At 61.2% G+C, this 22,517-nt stretch carries 24 protein-coding genes and 1 tRNA gene; 16 read left to right on the top strand and 9 right to left on the bottom strand.

The genetic code is table 11. The features are described from left to right. Positions 1-535: 535 nt before the first annotated feature. The 3 genes from FHT75_RS21475 to FHT75_RS21465 all read right to left on the bottom strand — a co-directional run bounded on the left by FHT75_RS21475 (position 536) and on the right by FHT75_RS21465 (position 3,397). Positions 536-626 (bottom strand) — tRNA-Ser (locus FHT75_RS21475). A gap of 254 nt (positions 627-880) precedes the next feature. Continuing rightward, positions 881-2,098, bottom strand: coding sequence for an NAD(P)/FAD-dependent oxidoreductase (locus FHT75_RS21470; protein ID WP_097595014.1), 1,218 nt, complete (start codon positions 2,096-2,098; stop codon positions 881-883). A gap of 183 nt (positions 2,099-2,281) precedes the next feature. After that, positions 2,282-3,397: a Gfo/Idh/MocA family protein gene (locus FHT75_RS21465; RefSeq protein ID WP_028758254.1), complete on the bottom strand. Its 1,116-nt coding sequence runs from the start codon at positions 3,395-3,397 to the stop codon at positions 2,282-2,284. Between the two features lie 207 nt (positions 3,398-3,604). Here FHT75_RS21465 and FHT75_RS21460 point away from each other — a divergent pair, with 207 nt between their 5' ends. From FHT75_RS21460 to FHT75_RS21425, 8 genes are all read left to right on the top strand, one after another. After that, complete coding sequence (locus FHT75_RS21460; protein WP_028758255.1) at positions 3,605-4,480, top strand: MurR/RpiR family transcriptional regulator; 876 nt, start codon at positions 3,605-3,607, stop codon at positions 4,478-4,480. A 92-nt stretch (positions 4,481-4,572) separates the two neighbouring features. After that, a complete protein-coding gene (gene iolC / locus FHT75_RS21455) occupies positions 4,573-6,507 on the top strand; it encodes a bifunctional 5-dehydro-2-deoxygluconokinase/5-dehydro-2-deoxyphosphogluconate aldolase (protein WP_047616224.1) in 1,935 nt (644 codons plus the stop codon). A 194-nt stretch (positions 6,508-6,701) separates the two neighbouring features. Next, positions 6,702-8,552: a 3D-(3,5/4)-trihydroxycyclohexane-1,2-dione acylhydrolase (decyclizing) gene (gene iolD / locus FHT75_RS21450; protein WP_183845218.1), complete on the top strand. Its 1,851-nt coding sequence runs from the start codon at positions 6,702-6,704 to the stop codon at positions 8,550-8,552. 168 nt (positions 8,553-8,720) lie between these two features. Continuing rightward, the gene (gene iolE, locus FHT75_RS21445; protein WP_028755934.1) at positions 8,721-9,638 is read left to right on the top strand and encodes a myo-inosose-2 dehydratase; all 918 of its coding nucleotides are present in this window, start codon (positions 8,721-8,723) and stop codon (positions 9,636-9,638) included. A 154-nt stretch (positions 9,639-9,792) separates the two neighbouring features. Next, positions 9,793-10,590 (top strand): 5-deoxy-glucuronate isomerase, encoded by a 798-nt coding sequence (gene iolB, locus FHT75_RS21440; protein ID WP_028755933.1) that lies wholly within the window; start codon positions 9,793-9,795, stop codon positions 10,588-10,590. Between the two features lie 89 nt (positions 10,591-10,679). Beyond that, positions 10,680-10,889 (top strand): DUF1127 domain-containing protein, encoded by a 210-nt coding sequence (locus FHT75_RS21435; protein ID WP_047616220.1) that lies wholly within the window; start codon positions 10,680-10,682, stop codon positions 10,887-10,889. A 163-nt stretch (positions 10,890-11,052) separates the two neighbouring features. Next, complete coding sequence (locus FHT75_RS21430) at positions 11,053-11,889, top strand: helix-turn-helix transcriptional regulator (RefSeq protein WP_183845219.1); 837 nt, start codon at positions 11,053-11,055, stop codon at positions 11,887-11,889. A gap of 101 nt (positions 11,890-11,990) precedes the next feature. Beyond that, positions 11,991-12,152: a hypothetical protein gene (locus FHT75_RS21425; protein WP_165932247.1), complete on the top strand. Its 162-nt coding sequence runs from the start codon at positions 11,991-11,993 to the stop codon at positions 12,150-12,152. Between the two features lie 90 nt (positions 12,153-12,242). Here FHT75_RS21425 and FHT75_RS21420 read toward each other — a convergent pair whose 3' ends face one another. Continuing rightward, positions 12,243-13,610 (bottom strand): MATE family efflux transporter, encoded by a 1,368-nt coding sequence (locus FHT75_RS21420; protein WP_183845220.1) that lies wholly within the window; start codon positions 13,608-13,610, stop codon positions 12,243-12,245. Positions 13,611-13,692: 82 nt separating this feature from the next. Then, on the bottom strand, positions 13,693-14,130 hold the full coding sequence (locus tag FHT75_RS21415; protein WP_132574716.1) for a glyoxalase superfamily protein: 438 nt from the start codon (positions 14,128-14,130) through the stop codon (positions 13,693-13,695). A gap of 354 nt (positions 14,131-14,484) precedes the next feature. Between FHT75_RS21415 and FHT75_RS21410 the strand changes: the two genes are divergently transcribed. Then, complete coding sequence (locus FHT75_RS21410; protein ID WP_028755928.1) at positions 14,485-14,817, top strand: hypothetical protein; 333 nt, start codon at positions 14,485-14,487, stop codon at positions 14,815-14,817. On the opposite strand, the gene FHT75_RS35940 is transcribed toward FHT75_RS21410, so the two are convergent. Beyond that, positions 14,768-15,019 (bottom strand): hypothetical protein, encoded by a 252-nt coding sequence (locus tag FHT75_RS35940; protein WP_246712963.1) that lies wholly within the window; start codon positions 15,017-15,019, stop codon positions 14,768-14,770. The two genes, FHT75_RS21410 and FHT75_RS35940, sit on opposite strands and share 50 nt — an antisense overlap. A 91-nt stretch (positions 15,020-15,110) precedes the next feature. Here FHT75_RS35940 and FHT75_RS21405 point away from each other — a divergent pair, with 91 nt between their 5' ends. Beyond that, positions 15,111-15,977, top strand: coding sequence for a LysR family transcriptional regulator (locus FHT75_RS21405; protein WP_097542952.1), 867 nt, complete (start codon positions 15,111-15,113; stop codon positions 15,975-15,977). Positions 15,978-16,030: 53 nt separating this feature from the next. Here the strand turns inward: FHT75_RS21405 and FHT75_RS21400 are convergent, their stop codons facing one another. Next, positions 16,031-16,477, bottom strand: coding sequence for a host attachment protein (locus FHT75_RS21400; RefSeq protein ID WP_028755926.1), 447 nt, complete (start codon positions 16,475-16,477; stop codon positions 16,031-16,033). Positions 16,478-16,639: 162 nt separating this feature from the next. On the opposite strand from FHT75_RS21400, the gene FHT75_RS21395 reads away from it, so the two are divergent. The 3 genes from FHT75_RS21395 (at position 16,640) to FHT75_RS21385 (ending at position 18,885) form a co-directional block, all read left to right on the top strand. Further along, the gene (locus FHT75_RS21395; protein WP_183845221.1) at positions 16,640-17,041 is read left to right on the top strand and encodes a DUF2177 family protein; all 402 of its coding nucleotides are present in this window, start codon (positions 16,640-16,642) and stop codon (positions 17,039-17,041) included. A gap of 222 nt (positions 17,042-17,263) precedes the next feature. Beyond that, on the top strand, positions 17,264-17,665 hold the full coding sequence (locus FHT75_RS21390) for a pilus assembly protein PilZ (RefSeq protein ID WP_028755924.1): 402 nt from the start codon (positions 17,264-17,266) through the stop codon (positions 17,663-17,665). Positions 17,666-17,769: 104 nt separating this feature from the next. Beyond that, on the top strand, positions 17,770-18,885 hold the full coding sequence (locus FHT75_RS21385; protein ID WP_097595011.1) for a pyridoxal phosphate-dependent aminotransferase: 1,116 nt from the start codon (positions 17,770-17,772) through the stop codon (positions 18,883-18,885). A gap of 135 nt (positions 18,886-19,020) precedes the next feature. Here the strand turns inward: FHT75_RS21385 and FHT75_RS21380 are convergent, their stop codons facing one another. Beyond that, positions 19,021-19,287, bottom strand: coding sequence for an SEL1-like repeat protein (locus FHT75_RS21380; protein WP_028755922.1), 267 nt, complete (start codon positions 19,285-19,287; stop codon positions 19,021-19,023). 447 nt (positions 19,288-19,734) lie between these two features. Between FHT75_RS21380 and FHT75_RS21375 the strand changes: the two genes are divergently transcribed. The 3 genes from FHT75_RS21375 to FHT75_RS21365 all read left to right on the top strand — a co-directional run bounded on the left by FHT75_RS21375 (position 19,735) and on the right by FHT75_RS21365 (position 22,192). After that, complete coding sequence (locus FHT75_RS21375; protein ID WP_028755921.1) at positions 19,735-20,073, top strand: DUF2147 domain-containing protein; 339 nt, start codon at positions 19,735-19,737, stop codon at positions 20,071-20,073. A 260-nt stretch (positions 20,074-20,333) separates the two neighbouring features. Next, positions 20,334-20,513: a hypothetical protein gene (locus FHT75_RS21370; RefSeq protein WP_028755920.1), complete on the top strand. Its 180-nt coding sequence runs from the start codon at positions 20,334-20,336 to the stop codon at positions 20,511-20,513. A gap of 173 nt (positions 20,514-20,686) precedes the next feature. Then, positions 20,687-22,192, top strand: coding sequence for an AMP nucleosidase (locus FHT75_RS21365; RefSeq protein ID WP_028827834.1), 1,506 nt, complete (start codon positions 20,687-20,689; stop codon positions 22,190-22,192). A gap of 4 nt (positions 22,193-22,196) precedes the next feature. On the opposite strand, the gene FHT75_RS21360 is transcribed toward FHT75_RS21365, so the two are convergent. Continuing rightward, a complete protein-coding gene (locus tag FHT75_RS21360) occupies positions 22,197-22,412 on the bottom strand; it encodes a hypothetical protein (protein ID WP_028755918.1) in 216 nt (71 codons plus the stop codon). Positions 22,413-22,517 lie beyond the last annotated feature (105 nt).

The raw sequence follows: 22,517 nt of genomic DNA, 5'->3' as shown, positions 1-22,517 counted from the left end.
CCGTCACGCAATCACCAACTTACTCGGATGGGGGGTTTGCGGGAGCCTTCCCGACATTCTGTTGCTGAAAGGACACAAGTCGGGCAACCAGCCCCGATTTCCTTTATGCTTTGTTAAGAAAACCCTGATTTTGCGGCTGCTTAGCTCTGATCGACAAAGAATTGGACATGCGCTTTGCGACACATTCGCGACACTTTTTTGACAAAATCCGGTTCATTCGGGGATACCGTAGCGCTGGGAAGCGTAACCGGAGGTGCACCAATCCGCTTTCGTCACCTGCCGATGCAGGGCGCGGGAAGTGATTCCCGCAAAGCGATTCTCTCGCTCGAGGCGGAGAGACCTTCCCGTCGCGTGGCCGCAAAGCCCCGCTGCATCATTCAATAAAACCGGGAACCGATTTAAGGAATTACGCAGCGACTCAAAGTCGCTTCAGCATCCATTGTCCGCCTGAAAAGACGCGCGGCGCTGTAATCGACCAAGCGAATATGATTCCTGACCAGGAACTAAGGAGCGGCAGACTCTTGGAAAATCGGAATGGCGGAGAAGATGGGATTCGAACCCACGATACGCTTTTGACGTATACTCCCTTAGCAGGGGAGCGCCTTCGACCACTCGGCCACCTCTCCGGTGCGGCCTAACTATGGTGACCGGCCTGTGAATGCAAGAGTTTTTTGAATTTTCACCAGAAGAAATACAGCAGGCAGCCTTTCGGCTGGCTGCGCAAACAGAACGGCATTTCCTGCCGTGATCAGAAGAAATTAATCGCGCTTCGTTGTCTTGGCGAAAGACGCCGAGCCTTGCCGCCCGGCCTCCGGCAGGATCAGCGAATCCAGGACGGCGTTACCGCCGGCGCCAATCCCCTGCGACAACAGGTGCAGATTTAGCCGAGCAGGCTCTTGAGGTCGGCAGAGGGGTCGGCGAGAATCGATCTATCGGGATTGATCCCGGATTCCAGCAGTTTCTTTCCGGTCACATAGGCTTTCGCGTCGTTTATCGCATCGACGGCAATCAGCAGGCCATCCCTGAAGTACCAGACGGAGTGGGCGCCTTCGCGGGCGCCGGGGCGCAGCAGCGTCTCATCATAACCGAGATTGAAGCCGGCGATCTGCAGCTTGACGTCATACTGATCGGACCAGAACCATGGCTTCGGCTCATAGGGCTCGCTGCCACCGGCGATGACCGCTGCCGCCGCTTCGGCCTGGTCGACGGCGTTCTGCACCGATTCGAGCCTGATGCGGCCGCCCTGCCAGGGAAGGGCGGCGCAATCGCCGGCGGCAAAGATCGACGGATCGGAGGTGCGGGCGAATTCGTCGACGACAATGCCGTTGGCGACTTCGAGGCCGGCTTCCTTGGCGAGCTGGTCGTTCGGCGCGACGCCGATGCCGACGACGGCGAAGTCGATATCGATGACCGAACCGTCGGAAAGTGCGGCGCCGGTGACGCGGCCATCCGTGCCGATCAGATGCTTGAGCCCTGTCTTTTCCCGAATCACCACGTCATGGCTTTCATGGATCCCGCGCATGATGTCGGCGGTCTCCTTCGCCGCGACGCGCTGCAGGATACGGTCGGCCATCTCGATGACGGTCACCTCAAGGCCGCGATGGCGGGCGACGGCGGCCGCCTCGAGACCGATATAACCGCCACCGATGATGAGGACGCGGCGACCGGGACGCATCTCTTCGGCGAGCAGATCGGCATCGCGCTTGTCGCGGGCGACATAGACACCTTCGAGATCACCGCCGATTGCGGCCGGCAGCCGGCGCGGCGTCGAGCCGGTGGCCAGCGCCAGCGTGCCGTAATCGAGAACGGAGCCGTCCTGCAGGAGAACCTGCTTGGTGTCAGGCTTGATCTGCTCGGCCCAGGTCGAAAGGCGAAGGTCGACATCGTTGTCGGCATACCAGTGCTCGGCGCGGAACAGCAGACGGTCGAATGCCATTTCGCCGAGCAGGTATTTCTTCGAAAGCGGCGGGCGCTGATAGGGCGCCACGTCCTCCGCGCCGATAAGGGTGATCGGGCGCGTGTCCTTCAACGCACGCAGCTTGGCCGCCAATGCGAAACCGGCCTGTCCCGCGCCGATGATCACCAGTCTATCCGTCACGATCTCACTCCTGAAGCTGCGCCCGACACTCGCGCCGAGGCTATCCCCTCCAGCGCCGCGCGTCTTCAGACGCGCAAAGGACGCTGTAGCACTTTCAATTTGCCGCATACTCTTCAAATCGATTCCGATTTAAGAATTATGCAGCGGCCTCATACGCCGTCAACGGAAAGCGGCCTCTTACATTCAGCCGATCTCGATCCAACGGCGCTCGTGGAAGGACTGTGCCATGGCATGCACCGACTTCTCTATCCTGAGACCGTCTTCGAATGTCACGATCGACGACGGCTCGCCTGAAATTGCCCGGATCAGCTCGCGGCATTCGATGATCTTCAGATCGTTGAAGCCGAGGCCATGGCCGGGCGCCGGGATGAAGCGATCATAGGGCCGATGGGCGGGCGCCGCCAGTATCTTGCGGAAGCCCTGTTCCGAGCCGCGCCCCTCGGCCTGATAGAGTTCGAATTCGTTCATGCGCTCCTGGTCGTAGACGATCGAGCCTTTCGAGCCGAAAATCTGCAGGGCGATACGGCCCTTGCGGCCCCAGGCGGCGCGATTCGCCATCAACACGGCGGAGATGCCGCCGCCAAGCCGCATCAGCACGTTGGCGCCATCGTGGTTTTCGACGGCACGGCGACCACCTTCGCTCAGCGGGCGATCGGCATAGGGTTTCACCATATCCGTTATGACGGCCTCGACATGGCCGAAGAGATACCAAAGCAGCGATAGCGGATGCACGGCGAAATCGTCGAGGGCGCCGTAGCCGGCGGAAAGCTCGCTCTTCCAATAAAAGAAGACATCGGGATCGGCCATGAAGTCCTCGTCCATCTCGACGCGGATGTGGTTGACCGTGCCGATGGCGCCCTCCCCGATCAGCGTCCTGATATGCCGCATGACGGGATTCTGGATGTAATTGTAACCAAGGGCGGCGACCTTGCCGGACCGCTTTGCGGTTTCCAGCATGCGCTCGGCATCGGCATAGGCCGGCGCCATCGGCTTTTCGCACCAGACATGCTTGCCGGCTTCGAGGGCTGCAATCGCCATCTCGGGGTGGAACTGATTGGGCGTCGTGACGGAGACGACGTCGACCTCGGGGTCGGCGATCAGCGCCCGCCAGTCCGCCGTCGCCTTCTCGAAGCCGAATTCACCGGCACGGGCCTCAGCAAGCCCGGCATTGGCTTCGGCCAGATGCACGAGACGCGGACGCTCGACATCGCCGAACACAGTCTTCACCGCATTCCACGCCAGCGCATGGCATTTGCCCATATAACCGGTGCCGATCAAACCGATGCCGAGTGGCTTCATTTCCGTCTCCTCCAGAGCTGCGCGCGGATTTTTGGAATATTTGGATCATTTTGACAAGAGACCTACGCATGGCATTTCTCGCGCCCTTCCCCGCACAACTGTCCAAAAGCCTTCAATTACAGGCGATTAAAAACAATTAGGCGTGTCGTTTGAAATCGTCTATGTTCGACAATATGGAATATTTGTTTCATCTCGTGAGCCGCAAGCATGGATAACGATCCCAAGAGGCACGCGCGTGTGCCGCGCGATTTTGAAAGCCTGCGCAGCACCATCATCGAGCGCAAGGCGAACATGCCGAAGCGGCTGGCTCAAGTCGCAGCCTTCGCGCTCGGCAATCCCGACGAAATCGCCTTCGGCACGACGGCGAGCATCGCGGCCGCCTCGGACGTCCAGCCCTCGACGCTGGTGCGCCTGGCGCATCATCTGGGGTATGGAGGCTTTTCCGACCTGCAGAGCATCTTTCGCGAAAGATTGCGCGACCGGACGCTGAGTTACGAAGAGCGGCTCGTCACGCTGGAGCAATCGAGCGGCGACGATGAGGACGCCAATCTGCTCTCCGGCTTCATTGCCGCGGCAAACCAGTCGGTCAACCGGTTGGCGGCGACAGTGCAGAGCGATACTTTCACGAAAGCGGTGAATATCCTTGCCGGCGCCGAGACGATCTATCTGATCGCCAAACGGCGCTCCTACCCGCTGACGGCGCACATGACCTACGCTTTTTCCAAGCTCAACATCCGCCACCAGATCGTCGCCTCGCCGAACGGCGTCGATCCGGAGATGGTGCAGTTTGCAACACCCAGGGATGCGGCGATCGCGGCGAGCTTCTCGCCCTATGCGGCCGACAGCCTCAGCCAGAGCCAGGAACTTGCCGACCGCGGCGTGCCCGTTATCGCGATCACCGATTCGGCTTTCTCGCCGCTTGCCGCCTGTGCCACGCACTGGTTCGAGGTGGCGGAGGCCGATTTCGCCGGCTTCCGCTCGCTTTCGGCCTCAATGGCGCTCACCATGGCACTGCCGGTTGCAATTGCCGAGCGGCGGCGCAAGCGGCAGCAGTCAAAACCTGTAAAAGGCAAAATGGAATAAACATTCCGAATTGACAAAATATCGGAACCAATGTTTCATTATTGAAAATTCGCAGGCACTGGAAGCCGCGCAAAATCTAGCGGGAGGACATCATGGTACAATCGAATCCGGGTTCGCAGCCGGAGCCGGCGCTTGATGTGATCACCATCGGCCGTTCCTCGGTCGATCTTTACGGTCAGCAGATCGGTTCACGGCTGGAGGATATCGCCTCCTTCGCCAAGTCCGTCGGTGGCTGCCCGGCCAATATCGCCATCGGCACGGCGCGGCTCGGCCTCAAATCCGGCCTCATCACCCGCGTCGGCGACGAGCAGATGGGACGCTTCATCCGCGAGCAGTCGGCGCGCGAAGGTGTCGCCACAGATGGTATCATCACCGACAAGGAGCGGCTGACGGCGCTGGTGCTGCTTGCGGTCGAGGCCGAGGGCGTCTCGCCGATGATCTTCTATCGATCGGACTGCGCCGATATGGCGCTCGATGAAGGCGATATCGACGAAAATTTCATCAGATCGTCGCGCGCCGTTCTCGTTTCCGGCACGCATTTCTCGCGGCCGAATACCGAGGCCGCGCAGCGCAAGGCGATCCGTATCGCCAAGGCGAACGGCCGCAAGGTAATCTTCGACATCGATTACCGCCCGAACCTGTGGGGACTTGCCGGCCATGCGGAAGGCTTCGAGCGCTACGTGAAATCCGACCGGGTCTCCTCGAAGATGAAGGAGACGCTGCCGGACTGCGACCTCATCGTCGGGACAGAAGAGGAAATCCTGATCGCTTCCGGCGCCGACGACGTGCTCGGTGCGCTGAAGGAGATTCGCCGCCTGTCGCCGGCAACGATCGTACTGAAGCGCGGCGCGATGGGCTGCATCGTCTATGACGGGCCGATCGCCGACGATCTCGAGGCCGGCATCGTCGGCCAGGGTTTCCCGATCGAAGTCTTCAACGTGCTCGGTGCCGGCGATGCCTTCATGTCCGGCTTCCTGCGCGGCTTCCTGCGCGACGAGCCGCTGAAGACGTGCGCCACCTGGGCCAATGCCTGCGGCGCCTTCGCCGTTTCCCGCCTGCTCTGCTCGCCGGAATATCCGACCTGGGCGGAACTCGACTTCTTCCTGACGAACGGCAGCAAACACCGGGCACTGCGCAAGGACGAGGCGATCAACCATATCCACTGGGCCTCGACCCGGCGCGGCGAAGTCCCGCTTCTGATGGCGCTGGCGATCGACCACCGCTCGCAGCTCATCAGCGTCGCCGATGAGCTCGGCGTCGGCCATGAGAAGATCGGCGCCTTCAAGCGGCTGGCGGTCGCGGCGGCGGCGCGGGTGTCGAACGGCCGCGACGGCTACGGCATGCTGATCGACGAACGTTTCGGCCGCGACGCCTTCTTCGACGCGGCAACGAAGAATTTCTCCTGGATCGGCCGACCGGTGGAATTGCCGGGCTCGAAGCCGCTGCGCTTCGAATTCAGCCAGGATATCGGCTCGCAGCTTGTGGAATGGCCGCTCGGTCATTGCATCAAGTGCCTGTGCTTCTATCATCCCGATGATCCGGCTGACCTGAAGACGGAGCAGCAGGAGAAACTGCGCACGCTGTTCGAGGCCGCCCGCAAGGTCGGCCGCGAGTTGCTGGTGGAGATCATCGCCGGCAAGAACGGGCCGCTCACCGACGATACGATCGCGACCGCGCTGGAAGAGCTTTATGCGCTCGGCATCAAGCCGGACTGGTGGAAACTCGAGCCGCAGGCATCGAGCCAAGCCTGGAAGAAAATCGATGCGGTGATCGCCAAAAATGATCCATGGTGCCGCGGTATCGTGCTCTTGGGCCTCGAGGCGCCCGCCGACGAGCTGATCTCCTGCTTCGAGGCGACGCTGGCGGCTCCCTCCGTCAAGGGCTTCGCCGTTGGCCGGACGATCTTTGCCGATCCGGCGCGCGCCTGGCTTTCGGGCGAAATAAACGACGAGGAGGCGATCGCCGACATGGCCGGCCGCTTCCGGCAACTGACCGAAGCGTGGCTGAAGACGCGTGGGCGTCACTGAGAATTAAGACCCTCCCCAACCCCTCCCCGCAAGGGGGAGGGACTTAACTTGAGGCTCGCCTCACGCCATGAGCGAACGTTCTTTTGGACGAGACCCTGCGGCGAGAATGTTGAGAGCCCGCCAGGTTAACCCCTCCCCTTGTGGGGAGGGTTGGGGAAGGAAAAAACGTGAAAGAAAGATTGCGGGAGGACCCGATGGGCAAGACGATACGGTTGACGATGGCGCAGGCCGTCGCGCATTTCCTCAAGAAGCAGATGACGATCGTCGACGGCAAGAAGGTGCAGATCTTCGGCGGCGTCTGGGCGATCTTCGGACACGGCAACGTCGCCGGCATCGGCGAGGCGCTCTATCAGGTGCGCGGCGAATTGACGACCTATCGCGCCCACAACGAACAGGGCATGGCGCATGCCGCGATCGCCTATGCCAAGGCGAATTTCCGCACGCGCTTCATGGCCTGCACGACCTCGATCGGCCCCGGCGCACTGAACATGGTGACGGCCGCGGGCGTCGCGCATGTCAATCGTATTCCCGTTCTCTTCCTGCCGGGCGACGTCTTCGCCAACCGTGCGCCGGATCCGGTGCTGCAACAGATCGAGGATTTCGGCGATGGCACGGTTTCGGCCAATGATGCCTTCCGTCCGGTTTCGCGCTATTTCGACCGCATCACCCGGCCCGAGCAGATCATCACGGCGCTGAAGCGCGCCATGCAGGTCCTGACCGACCCCCTGGATTGCGGCCCGGTGACATTGTCGCTCTGCCAGGACGTTCAGGCGGAAGCCTATGATTATCCGGAAAGCCTGTTCGATGAAAAGGTCTGGACAACCCGCCGGCCGCAGCCGGATGCGGACGAGCTGGCAAATGCCATTGCGCTGATCAAGGCGTCGCGGAAGCCGGTGATCGTTGCCGGCGGCGGCGTGCTTTATTCGCAGGCGACGAAGGAGCTTGCCGCTTTTGCCGAAGCCCACGGCCTTCCCGTCGTCGTCACCCAGGCCGGCAAGTCGTCGATCAACGAGACCCATCCGCTGGCGCTCGGCTCGGTCGGCGTCACCGGCACCTCGGCGGCAAATGCGATCGCGGAAGAGACGGACCTCGTCATCGCCGTCGGCACCCGCTGCCAGGATTTCACCACCGGCTCCTGGGCGCTGTTCAAGAACGACAGCCTCAAGATGGTCGGCCTCAATATCGCCGCCTATGACGCGGTGAAGCACGATAGCCATCCGCTGGTGGCCGATGCCCGCGAAGGGCTGAAGGCGCTTTCGGCAGGGCTTTCCGGCTGGAAGGCGCCGGCAGCACTCGCGGAGAAGGCGGCCGCGGAGAAGAAGGTCTGGATGGAGGCTGCGGCCAGGGCGATGGCCACGAGCAATACCGCCCTGCCCTCCGATGCGCAGGTGATCGGCGCGGTGGCACGCACGATCGGCGGCGAGAATACGACGGTTCTTTGCGCTGCAGGCGGCCTTCCCGGCGAATTGCACAAGCTCTGGCCGGCGACCGCGCCTGGCAGCTATCATATGGAATACGGCTTCTCCTGCATGGGCTATGAGATTGCCGGCGGTCTCGGCGCCAAGATGGCGCATCCCGAACGGGATGTCGTCGTCATGGTCGGCGACGGCTCCTACATGATGATGAATTCCGAGATCGCGACGTCGGTCATGCTCGGCCTCAAGCTCAACATCGTCGTGCTCGACAATCGCGGTTACGGCTGCATCAACCGTTTGCAGATGGGCACCGGCGGCGCCAACTTCAACAATCTGCTGAAGGACTCCTATCACGAGGTGATGCCGGAGATCGATTTCCGCGCGCATGCCGAAAGCATGGGCGCCATCGCCGTCAAGGTCGGCTCCATCGCGGAACTCGAGCAGGCGATCATCGATTCGAAGAAGAACGACCGCACCTCGGTCTTCCTCATCGACACCGATCCGCTCATTACCACCGAAGCCGGCGGCCATTGGTGGGATGTCGTGGTGCCTGAGGTCAGTCCTCGCGAACAGGTCAACGAAGCGCGCAAGGGCTATGTCGAAGCACGCGCCGCCCAACGCATCGGCTGACCGACTGCATAATTCCTTCAATCGGCATCGATTTAAGGACAAAATTATGCAGCAATTCGAGGTGCTACAGCGTCCTTTGCGCGTCTGGAAAGGCGCGCGGCGCTGTCGTGCCACCATTTTTCGGAGGAGCGTCCCGGCTCTTCCGCAATGCTTTTAAGGAGAATGTTGATGAAGGCCAAACTCGGCATGTCGCCCATCGCGTGGTGGAACGACGATCTTCCTGAGCTCAGCGACGATGTGTCCCTCGAGGAATGCCTGCGGCAATCGCGCAGCGCCGGTTTCACCGGCATGGAACAAGGTCGCCGCTTCCCCAGCAATCCGGAAGAGATGCTTCCCATCCTGCGCGCCGCCGACGTGACGCTGTGCGGCGGCTGGTTTTCCGGCACGCTTGTCAATGAGGAGCTTGCTGCCAACAAGGACCGCATCGCGCCGATGATTGCGCTGTTCAAGGCGGTCAATGCGCCTTGCATCGTTTATGGCGAAGTCGGCCGCTCCATCCAGGGCGATCGCTCGAAGCCGCTCGCAACCAAGCCGCGCCTCTCCGATGACGAGATGAAGGCCTATGCGCGACGCGTCACGGAATTCGGGGAATGGTGCGCCGAGCAGGGCATGCCGCTTTCCTATCATCACCACATGGCTGCCGTGGTCGAAACCGAGCCGGAACTCGACGCCTTCATGCGCTCTTCGGGTGAAGGCATTCCGCTGCTGCTCGATGCCGGGCATCTCGCCTTTGCCGGCGGCGACGTGCTGCGCGCCATCGAAAACCACCACGCCCGCATCAACCATGTTCACGTCAAGGACATCCGCAAGCCCGTGGTCGATGGGCTGGACCGCAGCCGGCAGTCCTTCCTCGATGCGGTGGCGCTCGGCGCTTTCACGGTGCCCGGCGACGGCTCGCTCGATTTCGGCGCCATCGTCCAGCGGCTGGCCGACCACGGCTATGAAGGCTGGTTCGTCGTCGAGGCCGAACAGGATCCACGCAAGGCACCGCCGCAGAAAATGGCCGAGATCGGCCATGCCGAATTGATGCGCGTCATGACGGCCGCGGGTTATACCGTGGAAACGGAAGGTTTTCCAAAGGGATAACAGAACGAAAGACCCCTCCCCTCCGGGCACCTTCTCCCCACCGGGGAGAAGGGGGAATGGAAACGGCGAGGCATGTCCCTTCTCCTCTCGGGGAGAAGGTGGCGGCAGCCGGATGAGGGAGGCCGCATCCGCCAATTTACGAGGAGAAACACCAATGCCAAACCTCAAGGTGAAACCGTCCGGCACGCATGGCCGCGTCACGCACGTCACCCCGGAAAATGCCGGCTGGACCTATGTCGGCTTCGATCTGCATCGGCTGAAGCCGGGCGAGACCGTTTCGGGAGAGACGGGCGATCGCGAAGTCTGCCTCGTCTGGGTGACCGGCAAGGGCAAGGCATCGGCCGGCACCAGGGATTTCGGCACGCTCGGCGGCCGCATGAGCCCGTTCGAAGGCGCCCCGCATGCGCTCTATATCCCGATGGAATCGACATGGTCGGTGACGGCGGAGACCGATCTGGAGCTTGCCGTCTGCTCGGCGCCCGGCGGCGGCACCTATCCGGCAAAGGCCATCCCGCCCGGCACGCATCCGCAGGTAACGCGCGGCAAGGGCACGAATGTGCGCTACGTCAACAATATCATGCCGGAGGACGACAGCTCGGCCCATTCGCTGCTGGTCGTCGAGGTGATCACGCCGGGCGGGCACACCTCCTCCTATCCGCCGCACAAGCACGACCAGGACGACCTGCCGAACGAGAGCTTCCTGGAAGAGACCTATTACCATCGCCTCAATCCGCCGCAGGGCTTCGGCTTCCAGCGCGTCTACACCGACGATCGCTCGCTCGACGAGGCAATGGCGATCGAGGACGGTGACGTGACGTTGGTGCCGAAGGGCTATCACCCCTGCGCCGCCTGCCATGGCTATGATCTCTATTATCTCAACGTCATGGCCGGACCGAAGCGGATCTGGAAGTTCCACAATGCTGCCGAACATGAGTGGCTGATGAAGGCGTGAGGGCTGTCTCAGATCGCTAAATAATCTGACAGCGCAAAATCGCCGCTGATGGTTCACTGCCTCCATCCAAACACGGATGGAGGATCACCATGCATAGCTCTAATTCCACAATCTCGGCCCGCAATATGCGGCCCGGCCTGTTCCTTGCCATAGCCACCGCAGCACACTGGCTGGAGCGCAAAATGAACGAACGGCGCAACTGCAATGCGCTGATGGAGCTGTCCGACGAGCAACTGAAGGATATCGGCCTTTCCAGGGGGCAGACCGAAAGCGACGTCCATGTCTACAGTCGCTACTGAAACTTGAGCGTGATATTGTGCCCCGCAGCGCCGCGCGTCTTTTCAGACGCGCAGAGGACGCTGCAGCATTTTGGATTGCTGCATAATTCTTTAAATCGATTCCGATTTAGGGAATTATGCAGTGGTCGCCTCGTCGGGCGGCCTGTCTGACCCGGAACATGCCATGTCGCAGTTTTCAACAGCACCGCTCCTGAAAACGAAGACGGTCACCATTCGTGACATCGTCTGCAATGGCGAATGCCGCCACAAGAGCGACGAAGAATGCGCCCATAGGACGAGCCTCGTCTATCCCTATCGCGGCGTATTCATGCGGCATGTCGGCCGCAACGACACGGTGGCCGAAGCCAATCAGGTCGTGTTCTTCAATGCCGGCCAGGGATATCAGATCAGCCACCCCATCGAGGGCGGCGATGCTTGCATCGATCTGGCGATCGACGAATCCATGCTCGAAGAACTCACGCCGAAGGATCAGGTGCAGCCCGGCCAGGCCTTTTCCTTCCGCCGTCAGCGCCGGCGGATCGATCCGCGGGCGCAGGCGCTGGTCGCGCTGCTGCGTCATGGTCTGCGCCGCAAAGTCGCCGAAACGCTGGAGGCGGAGATACTGGCGCTGACGCTGGTGCGCCGCTCGCTCGGCGAGCGTACATCGCACGCAGCGGGCGCCAGCGCCGGCCGGCAGAAACTCGTCGACCGGGCCAAGCTGGTGCTCTCATCCGATCTCGCACGACGCTGGACGCTTGCGGAAATCGCCTCGGAAGTCGGCGTGTCGCCGGTTTATCTCACCCAGGTCTTCCAGCAGGTCGAGGCCACACCGCTTTATCGCTACCAGTTGCGGCTGCGGCTTGCCCGGGCGCTCGATCTGCTCGGCCAGTATGAGGATCTGACGGCGCTCGGTCTCGATCTCGGCTTTTCCAGCCACAGCCATTTCAGCGCGTCCTTCAAGCAGTCCTTCGGGCAGACTCCGGCCGAATTCCAGCGCTCGGCGCAGCTACGGCTGAGGTAAAAGCCTCCGTAAATCGCTAAAGATTTCGACAGCGGCGATGCGGTCTTCGATGATCTTATGAGCCTGTCCCGATCTGGGGACGATAACCGGAGGATCACCAGATGAAGAAGACCACATGCGCTGCCTGCGACTGCGAACTCGGTGCGGAAACCATCACCGTCAAGCTCGGGGGCAAGACTGTCGAGGTCTGCTGCCAGGAATGCGCCGAGGCGTTGAACGAGGCGGAAGCTGCGACATCGGCCGCTTCGAGCGCCAATGAATGACGGTATCAGATAGAGCCGCCAGTGAACTGACCCCGAGGGTTGATGTTAACCTTCGGGGATCAATTCACGAGGCGGCACGGCTTTGCCGTATCAGGCGGGCAGAAGCCCATAGCGCCAACGGCGGCGTTTGGCGTTCTGCGACAGCACCAGGACGGCAAGGATGACCATGCCTGCCTCGGCAAAGACCGGCACCATCCAGATTCCCTGCTCGCCGAAGATGAAGGGAAGCAGGAAGGTGAGCGGCAGGGTCAGCAGATAGGGCCGCGACAGGCCGAAGATCGCGGCGCGCGGCGCATCGCCGATCGATTGGAAATAGGACGACAGGATCAGCATCTGCCCAAAGAGAAAATAGGCGGCGATCGTCCAGGGCAGAATTCGCCTGACCTCGGCTGTTATGGCGGGATCGGCGACGAAGACGGCGCCAAGGCGGCCAGCCAGCAACTCGACGGTAACCTCCACCAAAGTGCAATAGACGAGTGCTGCGAGCATGGCGATCTGCAGGCTGCGGCCGACGCGAAGCCCGAGGCCGGCACCGTGATTGTTGCCGGCGATCGTCTGCAGGGCGATGCTGAGGCCAAGCAGCGGCAGATAGGTGAAGGTCATGATCCGGGTGATGATGCCGTAGGCGGCAATCGTGGCGACATGATCTGCCACGCTCCAGAGCGAGACATTGATCAGAATGGCGGCCGCGGCCAGCGATATGCCGATGAAGCCGAGGCTCATCGGCGCGCCGAAGGCGACGATGCCACGCCATTCGGCAAGTGCTGCTCCAGAGGACGGCCTGAGTGCCGTGGGCCGACGCCAGCGGTAGGCGAGCACGGCTGCAAGACAGACGAATTGCGAAGCGATGGAGCCGGCTGCCGAACCGAGCACGCCCCAATGCATCACCGCCATGAACAGCCAGTTGGCGAAGATGTTGAGCAGCGAGGCCGACAGCGTCACCAGCGTCATGAAGCCGATCTTGCCTTCGCAGCGCAATCCGTCGAGATGCAGTGACAGAAAGAAGCTGACCGGCGCACAGGCGATCATCGCGCCCATGAACAGCGTTGCGCCATCGGTTACGGCGGAATTGCCGGCAGCACCGACACCGATGATCTGCCGGCCCACCGTCCAGTAGACCAGATTGAGGATAAGGGTAACGGCGAGCGCCAGCGCATGCGCGCCGGCAAAGACCCGACGCGCACCATCGCGATTGCCGGCACCCAGTCGGCGGGCGAGGATGCTTGCCATGCCGTTCGAGACGAGCGATTGCAGGGCGATCAGCAGCATCAGCCCCGGGAAAATCAGGCTGACGGCAGAGAGCGCGTCCGGGCCGACATAGGCACCGAGGAAATAGGCGTCGACGACGGTGAACAGGCCGTTGACGGTGGTGATCGCGACGATCGGCGCCGCCGTCTTGATGAAGACGCCCGGCAGCCAGCCGGTGAGGAAGGCATTGCCCTGGGAAAGATCGGTCATGGAGAAATCCGTGTCATATCGGCGAGTCCCGAGCCCGGCTTGTAACCATGCGGATTCGCCTCAAAAGAAAAAGAGAAGCAACTTACAGGTCGAGCACCAGATGCGGCAGACCGTTCGAGGTCTTTCTCGGCGACACGCCGTCGGCATCGATCTGCGCGTTCACGCGCCGGCGAAAGGCCGAGAAGCTCTCGAAGGTGACGACATCCACCGGCTCGTCGAAATGGATGGTGATCCTGTGGAGATCGCCGCCTGGCAGGGCCGAAAGCGCCAGAACCTCGCCGGTGAACGGCTGGTTGAGATAACGGCCGCGAATATGCGCGCCGATGAAAAGCGGCGCCTTTGGAGCGGCATTGGGCTTTGCCGCAAGGGCCGCGAGCGTGTTCCAGTCGCGCACGCCGTGCTGGCGGGCGATCATTTCCAGCGCCGCACTGTGGGTCAGCGGAGTGCCGCGATCGTTCATCGCCTGGCGCAGACGCTTGGCCTGAGCCTTCAATTCTTCGATGGCAGGATAGGTCGTCATGGAGTGAGCCTTCACAAGGCATGCTCTTCGACTGCGGATGGGAGCTCACATTGCCGCCAGTCAGCATGCACAAGGGGCCGTGACCATGATCGCGAGGGCTTCACCATGGATTTTCATCCGCGAGCGGCCGGTGCCTCGAACCGACCCTTGTATGCGGCAAGGACGCAGGCATGTCAAGAATGGCGCATACGCGCTGGGAAATGAGCAAATTTGGAGCAAACCTGCCCGAAATCGGTGCGATTTTCCCGCAGATTTCACCGACGCATTCAATTCTAACGATGTTCTTCAGCAAGTGTCAGCATTCCTAAGCTAATATCCTGTCCTATACCAGCGGAGGCTAAAAGGGCCTTTCAGATGCACCTCGACACAGAACACCCCAAGCCGGAACGTGCTTACAGGGAATTCAATCTCGACAGGCCGGGCAACATCATCTTCGTCGGCCATCATCTCAGCACCGGAACGCAGGTGCGCTGCCTGATCCGCACGATCACGCTCGCCGGCGCCCTGCTCGAAGTCAGCCCCAACCTGGAAATGCCGAGCCATTTCTTCCTCGAAATCCTCGGCATCCATGACGAGATCGGCTCGACCGTCGTCAAGCGCGAAGGCGAATTGGTGACGATCAGCTTCAACATGCTGCTCAATCCGGAATTCCTGCACCACGTGCTGCGGCTGAGCTTCGAAAGCTGAGGCTTTTTGCGATCCGCGAAGCATCGCGGCGCATCGCCTTTCTTTCGGCGCCCGGCCGTGCAGCGAGACGCGCGATGATCGGAACGACCCAGAGAAATCCGCGCCATTCCGGCCTATCAAGCGGATCGGCAAAGCGATCGCGGCGGATCCGGCGATTGCGGGTTTCGACTTCCTTAAAGAGAGTAACCCAGTTGAGATCCATTGCTTCGTCCTCCATCTATTGGCTCGTGCACTTGAGCTAAGCCTTCGCGCCCATCCGATGTAGAGGCGTGGGGGAAAGGGGGTTTTCATCCATGAAAGATGCCAGCTGGGACGACCTGCAGCTTTTCTTCCATGTCGCGACCGGCGGCGGGCTTTCGGCGGCGGCTCAGCGCACCGGGCTCAGCGCCCCGACCATCGGCCGGCGCATGCTGGCGCTCGAACGGGTGACGGGCCGCTCGCTGTTCAGCCGCGGCCCCACCGGTTATCTGCTCGCCAAGGATGGGCAGGAACTGCTCGATCGCGTCCGGCTGATGCAGGATGCCGCGCGTGCGATCTCGGACTGGCGCGGTGAGGTGCTGACACTACCGATCGTCTCGACGGCCGCCGACAGCTGGACCTTGCGCTTCATCGCCGATCATCTGGCCAGCGTCTGGACGCCGAAGGACAGCTTCCGCATGTGCTACAAAACCTCAGATGCGAGTGTCGATTTCACCTATCGGCAAGCGCATATCGCCGTTGGCCACAGCCGGCCGGAGAGCGGCAACGTCGCGATCCGCCGTTCGGTCAAGGTGGCACATGCGGCCTATCAGGCGGCAGATTATGACGAGGCCAATTGCAACTGGATCTCGCTCGGCACCGATACCGCCATCACGCCGGCCGACAAATGGACTTTCGAACAGCCGGATTACTGGATCACCAGCTGGACGAACACGCCGCATATGCTGTTTCACCTGATCCGCGGCGGTGCCGGCCGTGGCGTGCTTCCCTGTTTTATCGGCGATCAGGAGCGCAGGCTCGTCCGCGCCGGGCCTGTGATCGACGAGCTGACGTATGAGATGTGGATTGTTGCGCATGATGACGAGCGGCAACGGCCGGAGGTCAGGATCGTCATCGACCGCCTGGCGGCGCTCTTTGCCGATCGTGAAGAGCTGTTTGCTGGGCGGATGCCGTTGGTATGACGCGAAAACGCGGGCCTCTCGACCCGCGTTTCCTCAGTTTACTGCGAACGGGCTCAGGCCGCGAGATGCCGCTCGATCTCGTCGACCGGCATATTGGTATAGTCCTTCGCCAATTCCGCGGAGATCGCTGCCTGCGTATCGGCGCTGAGGGCCGGCCGCAACGCGCCGAGCGCCTTCGGCGGCGCAACGAGGATGATGCGGCGGGCATCCTTTTCCTGCGCCAATTCGTCCAGCCTTTCGGCCAGTTGTTTCAGAAACTGGGCTTCGGCCTGATCCTGCCAGTTGGTCTCCTCGACGGCGCTGCCGCTGAAGCCGTTGGCGGCATGGCTGCGGCCGGGCTTATCGGCGCCAATCTCGCGATCGGGCGCGCTCGGCTGCGTCAGGGTTTCCAGCACCTTCAGGTTCATCAGTTGGGCATCGCCGGCATTCTGCATGATCAGAGCCTTGGCTCCATTGCAGACCACGACCCATGATTTCCAAGGGACTTTGACATCAGTCATCTTCAATTCCTCACTGTCGTCATTCGAAGCGCGCCATGCTTCATGGATCAAGGCAGAACGCCTGGCTATTGAAAGAGTTCGGGAAAATTGCACCGAAATCGAACGGGCAGCGATCCGGCCGGCCTTTGCTGCGTAAAAAGGGACAAGTTCGGGAGACTGACGATGAAGACATCACTGCTCGCCTATGCCGGCGCCGTTCTCACCCTTCTCGTCTGCGACGGAATCTGGCTCGGCCTCATCGCTCGCAATTTTTATCGCGACCAGCTGGGCGCGCTGATGCTGCCCTCGCCCAATCTTGCGATCGCCGCCCTGTTCTACCTGCTCTTTGCCGCGGCAGTGGTCGTGCTCGCCGTGCTGCCGGCTCTGTCGGCAGGCTCGATCGTCACCGCATTTCTCCACGGTGCCATTCTGGGACTGGCGGCCTATGGCACCTATGACATCACCAATCTTGCCACGCTTCGCAACTGGCCAGTCGTCATGAGCCTGGTCGACATGGCCTGGGGCACGGCTCTGACGGCGCTGACCGCCGTTGGCGGATATCTTGCCGTCAGATTTCTGGGCTGAAACCGGAAAACCGCGTCCCGATAATGAACATGAAGGCGTCCCGCTTGGGAACAAAGTTTGAACTCGTTAAAATTGTAATTTTATATTTGACGAATGTGCAAAACATTCATGTGACCTTGGTTGGGATCAAGACCAGTTGCTCGATCAAGCCAGCCTGAATGAGATCAAGGTCAGCTTGATTGAGATAAACCCCCAATGTGTCCTGACTGACGGAGAATGTGAATGACTATGCTCCGCGCTACACACCTTGCCACGGTCAAGTCCGCCGTCTACGACCAGCGCTGGGAAGAATTCATCGTCAAACGGCCAGCCCGCATCGTCGCCGTCCGGCCGTGCCTGACGGGCGTCTCGATGCGAAGCGCCGAGATCATCGATATATCCCAAGGCGGCGCCACCTTCATCGTCTCGACCACGGCCGGCCTGCCCAAGCATTATTATCTCAACATTCTCGGCCTCGCCTATCGCATCGGCTGCGCCGAGGTCTATCGCCACAAGGAACGCATCGGCGTCCGGTTCATCAACATCATGGACCCCGAGGTTCTGCGCCGCGTCGTGCGCACCGATTTCCTCGTCGGCAACATGGAAGCGATCGCCGCCCGACGTGCGCCGATCTTCAGGGCGTGAACCGTCCCATAACAGGCTTGTTGCAGAAATAATCTTGCTTGCGTTGGCCGTGCCCGGGCCTATTGTTTCGTCAATTGTCAATATGCCCGGGAACCCGCTTTCGCATGTCCGCCTTTTCGCGCTTCACCCCCCTTGCCAGCGCCCTGCCCTCCACAGTTCCCTTTGTCGGCCCCGAGGCGATCGAACGCCAGCGCGGACTTGCCGTTTCGGCACGCATCGGCGCCAATGAGAACGGCTTCGGCCCAGCCGCTTCCGTGTTTGCCGCGATGCGCGAAGAGGCCGGCAATATCTGGAAATACAATGATCCGGAGAATTTCGCGCTCAGGGAAGCGCTTGCCGCCCATCTCGGCGTCTCGGCCGCCAACATTGCCATCGGCAGCGGCATCGACGAATTGCTCGGCCAGATCGTCCGGCTGGTGATCGAACCGGGCGCGCCCGTCGTCACCTCGCTCGGCGCCTATCCGACCTTCAATTTCCACGTCGCCGGTTTCGGCGGCCGGCTGGTGACCGTTCCCTACGCCAACGACCGCGAGGACCTCGACGGCCTGCTCGATGCCGTCAAGCGGGAGAATGCGCCGCTCGTCTATTTCGCCAATCCCGACAATCCGATGGGAAGCTGGTGGGATGCCGAGAGCATCGTCGCTTTCGCCCGGGCGCTGCCCGAGACGACGTTGATGGTGCTCGACGAGGCCTATAGCGAGACGGGGCCGGCAGGGTCGCTGCCGTCGATCTCCTCGCTGATCGAGCTGCCGAACGTCGTTCGCACCCGCACCTTCTCCAAGGCGTACGGACTTGCCGGCGCACGCATCGGCTATGTGATCTCGACGCCAGGCACGGCGCAGGCCTTCGACAAGATCCGCAATCATTTCGGCATGAACCGGCTGGCGACGGCAGCAGCGCTGGCCGCCCTCAAGGACCAGGCCTATCTCGTCGAGGTGGTCGGGAAAATCCATGCGGCGCGGGAGCGGATCGGCGCTATCGCCCGGGCGAACGGTCTCGAGCCCCTGCCCTCGGCGACCAATTTCGTGGCGATCGACGCCGGACGCGACGGCGTTTATGCCCGCGCGATCGTCGACGGGCTGATGGAGCATGGCGTCTTCATCCGCATGCCTGGCGTGGCGCCGCTCAATCGCTGCATTCGCATCAGCGTCGGGCCGGAGGCGGATATGGCGCTCCTCGAAAACGCACTGCCGCAGGTGCTGAAAAAGATCGGCCGATAAGGGCAAGAACCGCGGCCGGTGGAGGATCCGGTCGCGGTTCCCTTCTCCCGGCGTCGGCCCCGTCCAAAGCGCCCCGCCAGCTCCCTCTTTCCGAGGTTGTTATATCGTTCCTACCGAATTGCCGGCAGGTGGGTGTCAGTGAACCGTCATCCACTCGCGGGCAGCGCGCAGCGCTGCCACGAGCTGCATCTTGTCCATAGCGGCGGCCACGTCGGCACGAAGCTCGGCGGCGCGATCGTTGCCCTTGATGGCAGCGATGTTCAGCCATTTGTGGGCGGCGACGAGATCGACTTCACAGCCGCGGCCGGTCGCATACATCAGACCCATTTCGCAGAAGACATCGGCGTTGTTGTCGCCACCCATGGTGGCCGTTTCAGCATTGTGCATTTCAAAGCGTGCCATCGGTTTTATCCCTGTTAGCCTGTTTATGACTTACCCTGTTTTACCTCCGGGCCTTGCCGTCTATCGCGGCTTGGCGGCCCTTCCGGTCCGGCGGGTTTGCCCCGCTCGTTTGATGGCTTCACTATGCCGAACGGCCTTCAAAAAACGCCTAAAATGCATGATTAATTCTAGACAAACAAAGTGCAAATGCTTGGTAAATTTGGGTTTTTGTTAAACATCAGATTCCTTGCGAATTAAGGATTTTCGCGCCAATTTTACGAAAGATTCAGATTTGAAAATAAAGGGATCGTTCATCATGAAATCAGCAGGCGATATCTTTACAAGCTCGCCGCATGGCTTTTTTCTCCGGTTTTTCACTCGATCCGCAGAACAACGATCGGGCTTATTTACCTTTACGTTCGCGTCAGTTATTTTCGCGGCCGATCAAGGGACATCATGGAGGAAAAGATGATCCGCAGCTTCGTTCTCGCCGGCACTATTGCAATGATCGCGGGTATCGCGCATGCCGAGGAGCCGATCGTCGGCAGCTGGAAGACGGCCGCCGGCGATACGGCGGTGATCGCATCCTGCGGCGGCAGTTATTGCGTGACGCTGAAGACCGGCAAATATGCCGGCCGGAAGATCGGTACGCTTGCGGGAACCGGCGGCAGCTATGCCGGCGAGATCACCGACCCGGCGGCCGAAAAGACCTATAGCGGTTCGGGCAAGATTTCCGGCAATTCGCTGAGGATGCAGGGCTGCGTGATGAAGATCCTCTGCAAGTCGCAGACCTGGACGCGGCTCTGAACCATAGACAGCTCATCCCAAATACAGAAGCATGCCGGCACACCGGCATGCTTCTACGCTCTTTACCGCCCCATTCGGTAAGCCGTCCGGCGATGGCCGAAAGGGGGCGATCCGCCTGACGAACCCTTATAAATCCTCTCCGCACCCCTCCCGAGCCTGCCCGGCAAGCTGAACGGCGGATGAACCGGCATCTCAGCACTCGTTCAGCCGCGGCATGGCAAAACTCTTGTCACGATAGAGTTGCGATCGGGGGCAAGGCAATGGACCTCTATATTCTGGCAAGACGCTTTAGCATCATCACGCTGTTTGCGGCGATCTTCGCGGTCACATTTTCGGCGGTCGTGGTGCACGAAGGCGGTGGCGGTGCCCAGTCGCATTTCGGGGCGAGCTATACCTGCCTGGAGAGAAACGGCACCTTCTGCGCGCCTGCGGTGCGCTGACCAATGCGCATCGTACGACGCGCTTTAAATCTTTGATTTACGCATGTCGTTGTCCCAAAACCGTTGCGCAGTTTGGGCGACAGGCATCCGCACCAGACGCGGAAGAGGATAAAAAATCGGAATCCGCCGGCGCGCGTCGTTTGCTTGTCAAAAACAACTCTCTATAATGCGTCATGAACAAACGAATCTCCCCTTTGTCGCCCCTCGACACATCCTCTCCACCCCCTTTCCAGCCTGAGAGTTTCGATGATCCCGCCAAGGCGGTCGAGGCGCTGACGGCGCTTTACGAGCGCAATACGGCGTTTCTGATCCAGAACTTCAGCGAACTCGCACAGGGCGCACCGATTTCCTCGCGCTACCGCGCTTTTTATCCGCAGGTCAGCATCGAGACGACAAGCTTCGGCCATGTCGATTCGCGGCTTTCCTATGGTCATGTCACGGCGCCCGGCATCTATACGACGACAGTCACCCGGCCGAAGCTCTTCAAGCATTACCTGAAGGAGCAGCTGGCGTTGCTGATGAAGAGCCACAATGTTCCTGTCATCGTCTCGGAATCGACGACGCCGATCCCCTTGCACTTCGCCTTCGGCGAGGGTGCGCATGTGGAAGCATCGACCAACGCCTTCATCGACGTTCCGATGCGCGATATCTTCGACACGCCCGATCTCAACACCACCGACGACGAGATCGCGAACGGCGAATATATCCCGCCGCCGGGAGAGCCCTCGCCGCTTGCGCCGTTTACCGCGCAACGCATCGACTATTCGCTCGCCCGGCTGTCGCATTATACGGCGACGCATGCCGAGCATTTCCAGAATTTCGTGCTGTTTACGAACTACCAGTTCTATATCGACGAATTCTGCGGCTGGGCGCGCAAGCTGATGGCCGAGGGCGGCGGCGATGGCTATACCGCCTTCGTCGAGCCCGGCAATGTCGTCACCCTGCCCGGCTCGAACGCGCCGGAAACGGATGCGGCGCTTACCCGCCTGCCGCAGATGCCGGCCTACCATCTGAAGAAGAAGGGCCATGCCGGGATTACCATGATCAATATCGGCGTCGGCCCCTCCAACGCCAAGACGATCACTGACCACGTCGCCGTGCTGCGCCCGCATGCCTGGCTGATGCTCGGCCACTGCGCCGGTCTTCGCAACAGCCAGCGGCTCGGCGATTATGTTCTCGCCCATGCCTATATGCGCGAGGACCATGTTCTCGACGACGACCTGCCGGTCTGGGTGCCGATCCCGGCACTGGCCGAAGTCCAGGTGGCGCTGGAAGCGGCCGTTGCCGAAATCACCGGCTATGAAGGTTTCGAGCTGAAGCGCATTATGCGCACCGGCACCGTCGGCACGATCGATAACCGCAACTGGGAACTGCGTGACCAGCGCGGGCCGGTGAAGCGGCTCTCCCAGGCGCGCGCCATCGCGCTCGATATGGAATCGGCGACGATCGCCGCCAACGGCTTCCGCTTCCGCGTGCCCTATGGCACGCTGCTCTGCGTCTCCGACAAGCCGCTGCACGGCGAATTGAAGCTGCCAGGCATGGCGACGGCCTTCTACCGGACGCAGGTCAACCAGCATCTGCAGATCGGCATCCGCGCCGTCCAGAAGCTGGCCGCCATGCCGAAGGAAGCGCTGCATTCACGTAAGCTGCGCAGCTTCTTCGAAACGGCCTTCCAATAGGCCGTCACCTGCCTGTCACAACAGACGCCGAGCCGTCCGCGAGCATCTGCGGCCTGCCCGCGGCAAGGTTCAGCCCTGAAATCAGCAGGGTAAAGGCGGCGATGACGAAAGCGATGCGCAGAAGAGCCTTCAGCGCGTCGGCATCGTCCAGCCCCAATTGACGCCTCTCGCGGCGGCGTGCCCAGATCTGGCTTGCCAGGGCGATTTCAAGAATGCTCATTGTCGTTCTCCTCGACAGGTTTTGATGAAGCCTTGTCGAGCGCTGCCTTGCGATCTCGACAGCCGGCCGGAACAAAGATTTTTTCCGCCGCTGTCGAATTGCGTG

Source organism: Rhizobium sp. BK112 (assembly GCF_014193215.1).
Classification (GTDB): domain Bacteria; phylum Pseudomonadota; class Alphaproteobacteria; order Rhizobiales; family Rhizobiaceae; genus Rhizobium; species Rhizobium anhuiense.
The sequence above is the reverse complement of the archived record's forward strand: the minus strand, read 5'-3'. Positions and strand labels throughout refer to the sequence as shown.

Bases quoted from the DNA above. Each gene is read 5' to 3' on its own strand.
- FHT75_RS21435 (WP_047616220.1), top strand. From the start codon at position 10,680: ATGCATAGCTCTAATTCCACAATCTCGGCCCGCAATATGCGGCCCGGC.
- iolD (WP_183845218.1), top strand. From the start codon at position 6,702: ATGGGCAAGACGATACGGTTGACGATGGCGCAGGCCGTCGCGCATTTC.
- FHT75_RS21415 (WP_132574716.1), bottom strand. From the start codon at position 14,130: ATGACGACCTATCCTGCCATCGAAGAATTGAAGGCTCAGGCCAAGCGT.
- FHT75_RS21400 (WP_028755926.1), bottom strand. From the start codon at position 16,477: ATGACTGATGTCAAAGTCCCTTGGAAATCATGGGTCGTGGTCTGCAAT.
- FHT75_RS21375 (WP_028755921.1), top strand. From the start codon at position 19,735: ATGATCCGCAGCTTCGTTCTCGCCGGCACTATTGCAATGATCGCGGGT.
- iolE (WP_028755934.1), top strand. From the start codon at position 8,721: ATGAAGGCCAAACTCGGCATGTCGCCCATCGCGTGGTGGAACGACGAT.
- iolB (WP_028755933.1), top strand. From the start codon at position 9,793: ATGCCAAACCTCAAGGTGAAACCGTCCGGCACGCATGGCCGCGTCACG.
- FHT75_RS21360 (WP_028755918.1), bottom strand. From the start codon at position 22,412: ATGAGCATTCTTGAAATCGCCCTGGCAAGCCAGATCTGGGCACGCCGC.
- FHT75_RS21465 (WP_028758254.1), bottom strand. From the start codon at position 3,397: ATGAAGCCACTCGGCATCGGTTTGATCGGCACCGGTTATATGGGCAAA.
- FHT75_RS21405 (WP_097542952.1), top strand. From the start codon at position 15,111: ATGAAAGATGCCAGCTGGGACGACCTGCAGCTTTTCTTCCATGTCGCG.
- FHT75_RS21460 (WP_028758255.1), top strand. From the start codon at position 3,605: ATGGATAACGATCCCAAGAGGCACGCGCGTGTGCCGCGCGATTTTGAA.
- FHT75_RS21390 (WP_028755924.1), top strand. From the start codon at position 17,264: ATGACTATGCTCCGCGCTACACACCTTGCCACGGTCAAGTCCGCCGTC.
- FHT75_RS21380 (WP_028755922.1), bottom strand. From the start codon at position 19,287: ATGGCACGCTTTGAAATGCACAATGCTGAAACGGCCACCATGGGTGGC.
- iolC (WP_047616224.1), top strand. From the start codon at position 4,573: ATGGTACAATCGAATCCGGGTTCGCAGCCGGAGCCGGCGCTTGATGTG.
- FHT75_RS21410 (WP_028755928.1), top strand. From the start codon at position 14,485: ATGCACCTCGACACAGAACACCCCAAGCCGGAACGTGCTTACAGGGAA.
- FHT75_RS21370 (WP_028755920.1), top strand. From the start codon at position 20,334: ATGGACCTCTATATTCTGGCAAGACGCTTTAGCATCATCACGCTGTTT.
- FHT75_RS21395 (WP_183845221.1), top strand. From the start codon at position 16,640: ATGAAGACATCACTGCTCGCCTATGCCGGCGCCGTTCTCACCCTTCTC.
- FHT75_RS21430 (WP_183845219.1), top strand. From the start codon at position 11,053: ATGTCGCAGTTTTCAACAGCACCGCTCCTGAAAACGAAGACGGTCACC.
- FHT75_RS21420 (WP_183845220.1), bottom strand. From the start codon at position 13,610: ATGACCGATCTTTCCCAGGGCAATGCCTTCCTCACCGGCTGGCTGCCG.
- FHT75_RS35940 (WP_246712963.1), bottom strand. From the start codon at position 15,019: ATGGATCTCAACTGGGTTACTCTCTTTAAGGAAGTCGAAACCCGCAAT.
- FHT75_RS21385 (WP_097595011.1), top strand. From the start codon at position 17,770: ATGTCCGCCTTTTCGCGCTTCACCCCCCTTGCCAGCGCCCTGCCCTCC.
- FHT75_RS21425 (WP_165932247.1), top strand. From the start codon at position 11,991: ATGAAGAAGACCACATGCGCTGCCTGCGACTGCGAACTCGGTGCGGAA.
- FHT75_RS21365 (WP_028827834.1), top strand. From the start codon at position 20,687: ATGAACAAACGAATCTCCCCTTTGTCGCCCCTCGACACATCCTCTCCA.